The sequence below is a fragment of the Streptomyces sp. AC627_RSS907 genome, assembly GCF_019049165.1.
On record NZ_JAGMUE010000034.1, the window covers coordinates 111974 to 123844 of the forward strand.

Consider the following 11871-nt stretch of genomic DNA (forward strand, 5'->3'; position numbering starts at 1 on the left):
GTACGATGCCCAGCGTGACGCACGACGACGCTCCGCCGCTGGCGGACCTCATGCCGTGGTCCGTCGCACCGCCGCGGCTCGGCCGGGGGTGGCCGGCGGCCCCCGACCCGGCGTCCCTGAAGGCCCGCTGGGACGCCCTGCTCAGGGCCGAGGGGCCCGATCGCGAGGCACTGTTCGAACCGACCCGGTCGCGCGGTCTGCACACGGCGGTCGGCCGGTTGCCCGGCGGGGCCGGTGGCACGGAGAAACTGGTGCGCGCCTCGGGGCGGTGTCCGGAGCCCGTCCGGGTGCTGCGTGCCCCCTTCGACGAGCAGTGGCTGATCCCCGACCACCGGCTGATCGACGCGGCCCGTCCGGAGCTGTGGCGGGTGGCGGACGAGCGGCAGGTCTTCGTCGTCGAGGCGCCCGACGCCGCCCGCCCTCCCCTGCTCCTCGCGACCTCACGGCTGCCCCTGCTCGGCGGCTCCCGCATCCGGCCCCTGCACCGCCGCCCCGGCGGCGCGGACCCCAACCTGGCCCCCGGCCTCCTGGACCACCTGGGTGCCCGGCTCGGCCGCCGTCCCGACCCGGTGGACGTGCTGGCCTGGGCGGTGGCCGCCGTGCGGCCCGGCTGTGTGGTCCCGCTCACCGCGGACCCCACGCTGTGGGAGCGCGGCGTCGAGCTGGGCCGGCGCACCCTGTGGCTGATGCGGCGCGACGGCGAGCGCCCCAAGCTGCCCGGCGGCCGTCGCCCGTACGTCCGCGCCCCGCTGCCCCCGCGCCCGCTGACCCTGCGCTACGTCCGCGACGAGGAGGCGCTCCTCCTCGACGAGGGGCGCGTCTCCCCCGTACCGCCGGGTGCCTGGGACTTCGAGGTGGGCGGGGCCCGGGTGCTGGAGCAGTGGTTCGCGGCCCGCACCGCCCAGGGCGAGCCGGGCACGCTGGCGGCGATCCGGCCGGCCACCTGGCCGCAGGCCTGGACGTCCGAGCTGCTGGAACTCATCACGGTCCTCGCGCTGCTCGCCGAAGTCCGGCCACGCTGCCGGGAGCTGGCGGTGACGGAGCAGATCACGGCGACCGAGCTCCGCGAGGCGGGCGTACTGCCGCCACCCCCGGCGGCCCGCAGACCGGCCACCGTCCTGGACCGGCAGGAGGAGGGGCCGGAGGGACAGCTGGCACTGCTCTAGGCGTCCCGACCGGCCCACCGGCCCACCGGCCCACCGGCCCACCGGTCCACCGAACGGTCCCGGGCCGTGGACGGCCCGGCCACCGGCCGGACGGGCCATGCACAGCCCGCCGGACAGTCCGTGCACCCGCCGGACGGCCACCGCCCTGCCGAACGGCCACCGCCCCGCCGGAGGACCACGCCCCGCCGGACGGTCCCGGGACCGTGGACGGGCCCACCGGCGCGGGCCTGATCGTCCGGTGGACGCCGGATCGGGTGAAGCCGTCCAGCACCCGAGGCCGCCCAGGACTCGCGCCGGGGCGGGGTGACCGACGTCGGTCGCGGACGTGTTCGTCACGACCGTCGGAACCGTGCCCCCTCCTGCTGGCCGACGTCGCGGTGGGCCTGCGCGTGGAGGGCGGTGCGCTCGGCGCGGCGGACGCCGTCGGGCTGTCGCCGCTGTTCCGGTTCACGACGACGTGGACCGGCATCCACCCGGGCCTGCTCACCCGGAATGAGGAGGCCGCCGGTCAACTGGGCGGCACGGCCTTCATCCTGCCGTTGCCGTCCCACCCGTACGTCCCGGCCGAGGGCCTCTTCGGCAACGCTCCCGTGCCGGAGGGGGCCGCCTGGCCGGTGGTGATCCGGTCGCCGGGTCGCTCGCCCGGTGCACGGGTGCTGCCGGCGGTGTTCGCCCCGCTCGTCGTGCGCCGGTACGCACACGGCGAGCACTGAGCGGACCCGAGCGCGTCACCGCCGGGCGGGGAGACGGGGGGGCGGGGCGTGGGAGGACACGTCGTACGAGGACGGGCGTACGGAGACGAACGTACGGAGACGCGGGGTACGGACGCGCGCGTACGGGGAACGGCCGCGCCCGGGGTCACACCGGGGCGCCGCTGCGTGCCGTGGGGATGACGGACGAACGCGCGGCGCCGCGCCGGGACGGTGTGACCGCCGGGGCGCGGGCCTCAGTTGCCGCTGAACAACGAGCGGCGCAGTCGACGCAGCGGCGCGAACAGCGAGACCCGGCGCACTCTGGCGCCCCTGCTGCTGCGCTTGTGCGCGGGCTCCCGTGCGGTCAGCTCACGCATCAGCGACGTCGCCTCCATCGTCTCCCGCTGCGGGAGGGCAGGCCCTCCGAGCACCGCGAGATGGCGGTCGAGGCGAGAGCTGGTCGCGCTGCTCCCGCAGGTGATCGCAGGGACCCTTGCCCTGCTGCGCACTGTTATCTGTTCCATGTCACTCCCCACCCGTACGAGTCCACCCGGCCCGGGCAGGGTAACCCTATCGCCCCGGTACGGCGCGCGTGTATCGCGGTCGCAGGATTCACCTTCCCCGCAAGGAGGTTGACGATCATTCTGCGAATCCGGAAGATTCCAGGGCGAGTTGGACAACCAGCCTGTTCGTGGGGCGAGCCGGCCCCGCGCCGGGGTCCGACCGTCACCGCCAGTGACGGAGCGGGCCGTGGTGGCGGCCGCGCGCCCCCGGTCGCGGCACGACCACGGCGGGCGCACGGCCGGCGCACGGCTCCGGACCTCCCCACCACCCGGCGTACGCGTGCGGGGCCGCGAGAACGTGGGCGATCTCACGCGCCCCGCGCGGTGTCCGGCTCGCCCCGCGTCCGGTCCGCCCGCACGGCGAGGAGCGAGGCTTCCCGCGGGCCGCGACCCGACGCGGCGAGGGGGAGACCCCGGCGGCCGGGGCCTCCCCCTCTCACGCCTCTTCTCCTTCTCTTCGGGTCACGCCGCGCTGTTGAGGACCGGCAGGTAGCCGCCGGACTGGCCAGCCGCGGTCGGGTGGTAGGACTCGCCGATGTTGAGCCAGTTCACGCTGTGCAGCCAGGCGCTGCCCGAGCAGATCTCGTGGTTGGTGAAGGGGGGACGTACGTCGCCGAAGGTGAAGCCGTGGTCGGCGGCGCGCTTGGCGATCACGGTGTTGAGGTGGTCGGCGGCGGCGTTGACCGCCTTCCGCTTGGCCTCGGAGAGACCGACGCAGGAAGTGCCGAGCTTGTAGAAGCGCGGGTAGCCGATGACGACGACGCGGGCGTTGGGGGCCTTGTCGCGGATCGCCGAGTAGACGCCGTCGAGCTTGCCGGGCAGCGTCGAGTCGACGTACGCCTCGGCGGTGGCGATCCGCGACAGGCAGGAGCTGTCGGACTGGAGCACACAGGTCGTCATGACGTCGGCGAAGCCGGCGTCGTTGCCGCCGACACTGATCGAGACCAGGCCGGTGGCCGAGCTGAGCGGGCCGAGCTGTCCGGCGAGAACATCACCCGTACGGGCGCCGGAACAGGCGGTGAAGTCGAACGTCGAGGGTGAATGGGCGGCCGCCCACAGGTACGGGTGGGCCTTCGTGCTGCGCTTGCAGTCGCCGCTGGAGCCGATGTAGCTGCCCGCTCCGACCCCGGAGGAGTAGGAGTCGCCGAGCGCCACGTACCCACCGGACACGGCGGGTTGGGCGGCCTGGGCGGTCGCGGCCCCGGTGAGGGCGGCGCCGGCGGCGAGGAGGAGTGAACTCAGGATGCCGACAAGTCGGGGGCGTCTCATGGAACCTCCCTTAACAGGATCTCTGCCTCAACCGTGGTAGCAGCTACGCGTGTTGACAGGAAGTGTCCATGCCAATATTTGGCTGACGGTCGTTCAAAACAGGACGAATACCCGGGGGAACGCCAGTGCCGTCTTGACGGTCTCCGGCGGGCTGCGCCACATTGAGGCCCGGCATCTTGGGCTTCGGGGGGCAAAGCGGAACGGTCCGGGGGACCGATGACGCGGGAGAGCGCCTCTCAAGAAGAACGGATGACGGCAAAACCAACAAAAACGTGAGACCTGGCTCCAGGCCTTGCCATACGGGTTCAATCGTCAATACCGTCATACATCGCTCGCATCGGTGCGTCGGCAAGCGGCTCAGGGGAGGGCTCGAGGCCGCGGCGGACCGGGGCGGGACGCGCGGTAGGGGGGTGCCGTGCTCGGTGACCACACCGGTGACCGGGCCGCGCCGCGCGGTCGGCTGCCGTTTCCTTCCGGCGCCGGCAGGCTTTGCCTGCTCACCTGGCACGCACGGAGATCCGTCCCGTCGCGCCGTGGGTGAGAACCCCCCTTTCGAACCGGATACAGAGCCGGACCGCCCCTGGGGCGGGCGGTCCGCCGGACGAGAGGGACCAGACTCATGAGCTCAGTTCTGCAGCCGGCGTCGACGGACAACGATCCGGCACCCGGCCGGAAGTACCGGCCCGTCTCCTCGCACCTGGCGATAGCGCCGCCGGTGAGCGTGGTGATACCCGCCATGAACGAGGCGGAGAACCTTCCCTACGTCTTCAAGACGCTGCCCGACTGGATCCACGAGGTCGTCCTCGTGGACGGCAACTCCACCGACGACACCGTCCGGGTCGCCCGGGAGCTGTGGCCGGACGTCAAGGTCGTCGAGCAGCGCGGCAAGGGCAAGGGGGACGCGCTGATCACCGGCTTCAACGCGTGCACCGGGGACATCATCGTGATGGTCGACGCCGACGGCTCGGCCGACGGCCAGGAGATCGTGTCGTACGTCTCCGCCCTCGTCTCGGGCGCGGACTTCGCCAAGGGCTCCCGCTTCGCCAACGGCGGCGGCACCGACGACATGACCTTCATCCGCAAGCTCGGCAACCGCGCCCTGTGCGCGGTGGTCAACCGGAAGTTCGGCGCCCGCTACACCGACCTCTGCTACGGCTACAACGCCTTCTGGCGGCACTGCCTGGACAAGATCGACCTCGACTGCACGGGCTTCGAGGTCGAGACCCTGATGAACATCCGGGTCGTCAAGGCCGGTCTGAAGGTGCAGGAGATACCCAGCCACGAGTACCTGCGCATCCACGGGGTCAGCAACCTGCGCGCCGTGCGGGACGGGCTGCGGGTGCTCAGAGTGATCCTCGAGGAGCGCTCCAACCGGCGCGCGCTGCGCAGCCGTACGCACGCGCCGACGCTCGCCTCGGTCGGCTCGGCCGCTCCCGTCGCCCCCGTCGCCCCGGTCGTCCCGGTCCGGAGGAAGGCGTCTTGAGCGGTCCCGACGCCTCCCCCGCCGTCTCCGTGGTGATCTGCGTCTACACCGAGGACCGCTGGGAGGACATCCTCGCGGCGGTCTCCTCGGTGCGGGCGCAGTCCCACCCGGCCCGGGAGACCCTCCTGGTCGTCGACCACAACCCGGCGCTCCGGGACCGGCTGCTGAAGGAGTACGAGGAGAGGCAGGACGTGCGGGTGCTCGCCAACGCGGGCCCCCGCGGTCTGTCCGCCGGCCGCAACACCGGCATCGCGGCGTCGCACGGTGAGGTCGTCGCGTTCCTCGACGACGACGCCGTGGCCGAGCGCGACTGGCTGAGGCACCTCGCCGAGGGGTACACCGACCCGCGGGTCATGGCCGTCGGCGGGCGCACCCTGCCCATCTGGTCGTCGGGACGCCGGCCCGACTGGTTCCCGGAGGAGTTCGACTGGGTGGTGGGCTGCACGTACCGCGGCCTGCCGCCCGGCCGGGTCCGGGTGCGCAACGTGCTCGGCGGCAACGCCTCCTTCCGGCGCGAGGCGTTCGACGCGGCGGGCGGCTTCGCCACCGGCATCGGACGCGACGGTGACAAACGTCCGCTGGGCTGCGAGGAGACCGAGCTGTGCATCCGGCTCTCCCGCGCCCGGCCCGACGCGGTGCTGCTGATCGACGACCGGGCGGTGATCCACCACCGGGTGCCCGAGACGCGCGAGCACTTCGGCTACTTCCGCACCCGCGCCTACGCCGAGGGCCTGTCCAAGGCCCTGGTGGCGCGCAGCGTCGGTGCGGACAAGGGGCTGGAGTCCGAACGCCGGTACGCCACCCGCGTCCTGCCGGCCGGCGTGGCGCGCGGGCTGCGCGACGCCGTACTGGCCAGGCCGGGGGGTGCGGGCCGGGCGGGCGCGATCGTCGCCGGGGTGCTCACGGCGGCGGGCGGCTACGTGGTGGGGACCGTCCGGGCACGGCGGGGCGGGGCCACGTTCTCGGTGACGCCGGTCGAGCCGGCCGAGGGGGGCGCGCATGGCTGAGGCACACGAGGCCGACGCGCGCGTGCCGATCCTCATGTACCACTCGGTCGCGACCGATCCGAACGACGCCACCCGCGCCCTGTCGGTGACACCGGCGGCCTTCGCCGAGCAGATGGCGGCGATCGCCGACCGCGGCCTCACCCCGGTGGGCACCGCGGAGCTGGCCGCCGCCTGGCGCTCCGGCGGCCCGCTGCCGAGACGCCCCGTCCTCATCACCTTCGACGACGGCTACGAGGGCGTGCACCGGCACGCGCTGCCCCACCTCACCAAGCACGGGTTCCCGGCCACGCTGTTCGTCACGACCGGCTGGCTGCGCGGCCCGTACGACACCGGGGGCGCCCTGGACACCATGCTCGACTGGGACCAGGTCCGCGAACTGGCCTCGGCCGGCGTGGAGATCGGCGGGCACAGCCACACCCATCCGCAGCTCGACCAACTCGGCGGGGAACGGCTGCGGTTCGAGCTGATCCACGGCAAGGAGGTCATCGCGGACCAGCTGGGCACCGTACCGGTCTCGTTCGCCTATCCCTACGGCTATTCCGACCGCCGGGTGCGGCAGGCGGTGCGCGAGACGGGGTACGCGCAGGCGCTCGCCGTGGGCAACGGTCTGGCGCGCCGCCCCCAGGGGCCGTACGCCCTGCGGCGGGTCACCGTGCGCCGCAGCACGGGGCCCGACGAGTTCGTCCGGCTCATCGAGGGCCGTGCGATCACCCGGACCTTCGCCCGGGACCGGGTCCTCACCAAGGGGTACGCCGTACTCCGCAGAGCGCGGCAGGCGCGCGGGCGGGTGCTGGGGGCCGGTGCCTGAACCACCGGCCGCCGGTCACCCGGGCCCGGGCAGGCCGGGTGCGCCCGGGAAACCGGGTGCACCCGGCGTCCGGGTACCGGATCATGGCGGCATGTCCGTGAACCCGCACGACGCCCTGCCGATCCGGCTCACCGTGGACGACAGCGACTCCCCCTCCGATGTCGTCGACGCGCTGTTCCTCGGCCGTTTCGCGACGGGGGAGCAGCCGTTCGCGCACGCGACGAACATCGACCGCGTGCGGTCCGGGGCGACGCTGCTGCCGCCCGGCGCGCGCGTGCTGCGCGTCGCCCGCGACGACGACCGCAGCGCGACGCTGGCGGAGGGCGAGGGCTGGACGCTGCTGGTCTCGCGCTGGAACCGGGGCGCCGACGTCACGGTCACGGCGACCAGCGCCGAGCTGGCCGAGAAGGTGCTCGGCGAGGCGACGGACGGCGCCGCGGACGAGCCCGAGCCGCAGCCGGAGAACGTCACGATGGGCTTCTGGTACGTCTCCCCGCGGCGCGGCCCGCACCGCACCACCCGCCAGATCGCGGCGGGCACCTGGGACGAGGTGCGGGCCAACTACACGGCGCCGGTGGCGGACGCGATGGACCGCCTGATGAAGACGACCCCCGAGGACATCGCGGGCCGGCTGCTCCTCCTGCACGGGCCGCCGGGCACCGGCAAGACCTCGGCGCTGCGCACGCTGGCCCGGTCCTGGCGGGACTGGTGCCAGGTGGACTGCGTGCTGGACCCGGAGCGGCTCTTCTCCGACGTCGGTTACCTGATGGACATCGCCATCGGCGAGGAGGACGCGGCGGGCAAGGGCCGCTGGCGGCTGCTGTTGCTGGAGGACTGCGACGAGCTGATCCGCGGTGAGGCCAAGCACACGGCGGGGCAGGCACTCTCCCGGCTGCTGAACCTCACGGACGGGCTCCTCGGCCAGGGCCGGAACGTCCTGGTCGGCGTCACGACCAACGAGGACCTGGAGCGCCTCCACCCCGCCGTCGTCCGCCCGGGACGCTGTCTGGCCCGCATCGAGGTCGGCCCGCTGACCCGCCGGGAGGCGGTGGGCTGGCTCGGCACCGAGGAGGGTGTGGGCCGCGAGGGCGCCACCCTGGCGGAGCTGTACGCGCTGCGCCGGGGCGTCTCACCGACGGCGCTGCCGGAGCCGCGGGACGGGGCGGACGCGGGACTGTACCTGTAGCTCCTTTGATGGGGGGCGTTCCTGCTGCTTTGATGGGGATATGCCCCTTTACGTCGGCACCTCGGGCTGGCAGTACCGGGACTGGCGGGACGTCCTGTACCCGCCCGGTCTGCCCGTCCGGCTGTGGCTGGAGCGGTACGCGGCGGGCTTCGCGACGGTCGAGATCAACAACGCGTTCTACCGGCTGCCGACGCGGGAGACCTTCGAGGCCTGGCGCGAGCGGGTACCGGCGGACTTCGTGGTCGCGGTCAAGGCGAGCCGCTACCTCACCCACATCAAGCGCCTGCGGGACCCGCAGGAGCCGGTCCACCGCCTGATGACGCACGCGGCGGGCCTGGGCGACCGCCTCGGTCCGGTCCTGCTGCAGCTGCCGCCGACGCTGCGGGCCGACGCGGCCCTGCTGGACGCCTGCCTGGCGTGCTTCCCGCCCGGCACGCGGGTCGCGGTGGAACCCCGGCACACGTCCTGGTGGACGCCCGGGGTGCGGGACGTCCTCGTGTCCCGGGGCGCGGCCCTGTGCTGGGCGGACGTCCGGGCCCGCCCGGCCACCCCGCTGTGGCGCACCACGGACTGGGGGTACGTCCGCTTCCACGAGGGGCGAGCCGCCGCCTGGCCGGGCTACGGCCGCCGGTCCCTGGCGACGTGGATCGACCGCATCGCCACCACCTGGCCGGACGACCACGACGTCCACGCGTACTTCAACAACGACCCGAACGCGGCGGCCGTACGGGACGCCGTCCGGTTCGCCCACCTCGCGCGCACGGCGGGCGTCACGGTGACGCGCGTCCCCGAGGGGCGCGGGGCCGAGACGTGTGCGGCCGAGACGTGTGCGGCCGCGCCGCGTGGGCGCGAGCAGCCCCGACGCACCCGCGGGTAGAAGGGCGCCTCAGTCCCCGTACGCCGCCCGCAGGGCATCCCGCACGGCGCCCAGGGCGTCAGCCTCCACGAGCCCGAGCCGCCGGGCCCGCTCGGCATACGCCTGCGCGGCGGACGCCAGCTCCCGCTCCGCCGCCGAGCCGGCGGCGGCGACGAACGTGCCGTTGCGCCCACGCGTCTCGATCACCCCGTCCGCCTCCAGCGCCCGGTACGCCTTGGCGACCGTGTTCGCGGCGAGCCCCAGCGACTCGGCCAGCCCGCGCACGGTCGGCAGCCGGTACCCCACCGGCAGCGCCCCCGACCGCGCCTGTTCGGAGATCTGCGCGCGCACCTGCTCGTAGGGCGGGGCGCCGTCGTCGATGTGGATCTTCAAGGTCACGCGGCGATTGTCCCGCATCCCCGGGAAAATGAGAGGCGGCCGACCGACCGTCCGCCGTAGCGTGCGCCCACATGACCGTTCTCGTGCGCGACCTGCGCCCCGACGATCCGGCCGACGTCGCGGCCTTCGCCCATGTCCGCCACCTCGCCCTGCCGTTCATCCTGTGGACGCCCGAGGCCGTCGTCCACCACCTCGTCCACACCCACCCGGACGCCCGGAGCCGGTCCCTCGTCGCCGAGGAGGACGGGGAGACGATCGGCACGGCCCAGATCGGGCTGGTCCACGACAGCCCGGATCCCGGTCAGGCCTACCTCAACATCTACGTCCACCCGGACAGGGTCCGGCGCGGTGCCGGCGGGCTGCTGGTGCGCACGGCCGAGGAGTACCTCGCCACCGAGGGGGCGACGAAGCTGTTCGCCTGGGTGCTGGACGAGCCCGCCAACCTGGCCTTCGCCGAGCGGCACGGCTACGAGCGGCGGCGCTCCGCCCACTTCCTCCGTCTGGACCTGGCGAACGGCACCCTCCCGCCCCTGCCGTCCCCTCCCCCGGGCGTCGAGCTGTGCACCGCCGCCGACTTCGCCGACGATCCCCGCCCGATGTTCGAACTGGACGCGGAGACGCTGGCGGACGAGCCGGGCGACGTCGACATCGAGTTCACGGACTACGAGGCGTGGCTCGCCGAGACCTGGCGGCACCCGCTGCTCGACCGCGAACTGACCACGGTCGCGGTCGCCGACGGCCGCCCCGTCGCCTTCAGCGTCGCCTACACCGACGGGGGCACCCGGTACGCCACGGCCATGACCGGCACCGTCCGCTCCCACCGCGGCCGGGGCCTGGCCAAGCTCGTCAAGACCGACTCCCTGTACCGTGCCCGCGCCGCCGGTCGCACGGAGGCGCTCACGGGCAACGACACCGGCAACGGGCCGATGCTCGCCATCAACAGGTGGCTCGGGTACGAGGTCTGCGCGACGGAGGTGCGCCATGTCCACGAACTCGGCTGAGGGACAGGCCGGAGTGGACGTCGTCCTGGTCAAGGCGGGCCGTACGAAGATCCGGTACGCGAGCGTGCTGCTGCACGACGACGGGACGCGTGTCGCGGTCCGCGCCCCCTGGGCCGGCGACGGGGTCCGCAACTTCGGCTTCGTCCGCTTCGAGGCCGGCGACGTCTTCACGGAGTACTACTGGCGCGACCGGTGGTACTCCGTGAAGGAGGTCAGGACGGCGGCCGGGGCGTTGAAGGGCTGGTACTGCGACATCACCCGCCCCGCCGTGCTCACCGGCAGCGAACTGGTCGTCGAGGACCTCGATCTGGACCTGTGGCGCTCCGCCGACGGCACGGACGTACGGCGCCTGGACGAGGACGAGTTCGCCGAGAGCGGGCTGACCGAGCGGGACCCGGAGGCCGCTGCCGCCGCCGTGGCCGCACTGGACGAGCTGGAACGGCTGGCCCGCGGGGACGACTTCGGGGACCTGCTGGCATAGGCCGGGTTCAGGACAGGCCGTGGTCCGGCTCGTCGTCGAAGGTGGCGGCCCTCGTGTCCCGGTCGGTACCCGCCGCGGTCGCCCATGCGCCCATGCGCCCATGCGCCCATGCGCCCATGCGCCCAGGGTGTCACCCACCACTGGCAACGGGGGCGTGGCGCGGGCGCGTGACAACCGCCACTGACAGGCACGCATCGATGAGTGACTCTTGGGGAAGGGGTCTACCTCCGTGAGAACGCGGAACCCGGTGGATCCGTAAGGAGGCAGCCATGCGCCGTCTGACCGTGCACAAGCCCCTGAAGAAGACCGACGCCCGCCGAGTCCGCGAGGAAGCGGACGAGCGCCCCTCGGGCCGCCCGGAGGTCCGCAAGGACATCGCGCGCACATGGTGGCCGGACAGCTGACCGGGCGGTCAGCGCGAGACGGACGAGACGCCTCCGAGCAGCCGCTTGCGGTAGTGGACGCGGTCGTAGGGCCCGTCCACCCTGCGTTCCACGACGTCGTACCCGTACTTCGGGTAGATCTTCTGGTTCTCCCACATCTTCGCGTTCGTGTAGAGCCTGACCTCGGGCAGGCCCAGCGCACGCGCGTGTGCGTCCACGAAGTGCAGCAGCCGCCGCCCCACGCCCGTCCCGTGCGCGTCGGGGTGGACGGCGATGCTGTCGAGCAGGAGGTGGTCCGCGGACACCTCCAGGACCACGAGGCCCACGACGGGGTCGCCCAGGACGAAGACCCGGCCCGCGGCCACGTCCGCCGCGTGGTCCGCCTCCATGGGTTGCGGCACCACCCCGATGCGCTCGATGTAGGGGCGGTACGCGGCGTTCGTGACGGCGCGGACCGCGGGTACGTCGGCGGCGGTAGCCGGCCTGATCCCCTCGTTCGTCATACCCCGGACAGTAGTTACCTCAGGGCAGTCTGAGCACTCCCTTAACGCGACCATAAGGATCTCCGTCACCCGCC

General features: G+C 73.5%; 14 protein-coding genes. 10 read left to right on the forward strand and 4 right to left on the reverse strand.

Annotated elements, in window-relative coordinates; genetic code table 11:
- Positions 1–5 precede the first annotated feature (5 nt).
- Complete coding sequence (locus KUM32_RS10160; RefSeq protein ID WP_217141501.1) at positions 6–1166, forward strand: type ISP restriction/modification enzyme; 1161 nt, start codon at positions 6–8, stop codon at positions 1164–1166.
- A gap of 377 nt (positions 1167–1543) precedes the next feature.
- Positions 1544–1879 carry a hypothetical protein gene (locus KUM32_RS10165; RefSeq protein WP_217141502.1) on the forward strand — a complete coding sequence of 112 codons (336 nt, stop codon included), beginning with the start codon at positions 1544–1546 and terminating at the stop codon, positions 1877–1879.
- Positions 1880–2112: 233 nt separating this feature from the next.
- Here KUM32_RS10165 and KUM32_RS10170 read toward each other — a convergent pair whose 3' ends face one another.
- Complete coding sequence (locus KUM32_RS10170) at positions 2113–2382, reverse strand: hypothetical protein (RefSeq protein WP_217141503.1); 270 nt, start codon at positions 2380–2382, stop codon at positions 2113–2115.
- Between the two features lie 501 nt (positions 2383–2883).
- Positions 2884–3690 carry an SGNH/GDSL hydrolase family protein gene (locus tag KUM32_RS10175; RefSeq protein ID WP_217141504.1) on the reverse strand — a complete coding sequence of 269 codons (807 nt, stop codon included), beginning with the start codon at positions 3688–3690 and terminating at the stop codon, positions 2884–2886.
- A 619-nt stretch (positions 3691–4309) separates the two neighbouring features.
- Between KUM32_RS10175 and KUM32_RS10180 the strand changes: the two genes are divergently transcribed.
- The 5 genes from KUM32_RS10180 (at position 4310) to KUM32_RS10200 (ending at position 9051) form a co-directional block, all read left to right on the forward strand.
- Positions 4310–5173: a glycosyltransferase family 2 protein gene (locus KUM32_RS10180; RefSeq protein ID WP_254405303.1), complete on the forward strand. Its 864-nt coding sequence runs from the start codon at positions 4310–4312 to the stop codon at positions 5171–5173.
- Positions 5170–6180 (forward strand): glycosyltransferase family 2 protein, encoded by a 1011-nt coding sequence (locus KUM32_RS10185; protein WP_217141505.1) that lies wholly within the window; start codon positions 5170–5172, stop codon positions 6178–6180. The genes KUM32_RS10180 and KUM32_RS10185 overlap by 4 nt, the downstream gene beginning before the upstream one ends.
- Positions 6173–6988 carry a polysaccharide deacetylase family protein gene (locus tag KUM32_RS10190; protein ID WP_217141506.1) on the forward strand — a complete coding sequence of 272 codons (816 nt, stop codon included), beginning with the start codon at positions 6173–6175 and terminating at the stop codon, positions 6986–6988. The genes KUM32_RS10185 and KUM32_RS10190 overlap by 8 nt, the downstream gene beginning before the upstream one ends.
- A gap of 91 nt (positions 6989–7079) precedes the next feature.
- Complete coding sequence (locus KUM32_RS10195; protein ID WP_217141507.1) at positions 7080–8174, forward strand: DUF5925 domain-containing protein; 1095 nt, start codon at positions 7080–7082, stop codon at positions 8172–8174.
- Between the two features lie 40 nt (positions 8175–8214).
- Entirely contained in the window at positions 8215–9051 is an 837-nt protein-coding gene (locus KUM32_RS10200) for a DUF72 domain-containing protein (RefSeq protein WP_217141508.1), read from the forward strand.
- 9 nt (positions 9052–9060) lie between these two features.
- Here KUM32_RS10200 and KUM32_RS10205 read toward each other — a convergent pair whose 3' ends face one another.
- On the reverse strand, positions 9061–9429 hold the full coding sequence (locus tag KUM32_RS10205) for a GntR family transcriptional regulator (RefSeq protein WP_217141509.1): 369 nt from the start codon (positions 9427–9429) through the stop codon (positions 9061–9063).
- Positions 9430–9500: 71 nt separating this feature from the next.
- Here KUM32_RS10205 and KUM32_RS10210 point away from each other — a divergent pair, with 71 nt between their 5' ends.
- From KUM32_RS10210 to KUM32_RS44690, 3 genes are all read left to right on the forward strand, one after another.
- Positions 9501–10430, forward strand: coding sequence for a GNAT family N-acetyltransferase (locus tag KUM32_RS10210; protein ID WP_217141510.1), 930 nt, complete (start codon positions 9501–9503; stop codon positions 10428–10430).
- Positions 10411–10911, forward strand: coding sequence for a DUF402 domain-containing protein (locus KUM32_RS10215; RefSeq protein WP_217141511.1), 501 nt, complete (start codon positions 10411–10413; stop codon positions 10909–10911). Before KUM32_RS10210 ends, KUM32_RS10215 begins: the two co-directional genes overlap by 20 nt.
- 269 nt (positions 10912–11180) lie before the next feature.
- Positions 11181–11315: a hypothetical protein gene (locus KUM32_RS44690; RefSeq protein ID WP_100047231.1), complete on the forward strand. Its 135-nt coding sequence runs from the start codon at positions 11181–11183 to the stop codon at positions 11313–11315.
- A gap of 8 nt (positions 11316–11323) precedes the next feature.
- Here the strand turns inward: KUM32_RS44690 and KUM32_RS10220 are convergent, their stop codons facing one another.
- Positions 11324–11797 carry a GNAT family N-acetyltransferase gene (locus KUM32_RS10220; protein ID WP_217141512.1) on the reverse strand — a complete coding sequence of 158 codons (474 nt, stop codon included), beginning with the start codon at positions 11795–11797 and terminating at the stop codon, positions 11324–11326.
- Positions 11798–11871 lie beyond the last annotated feature (74 nt).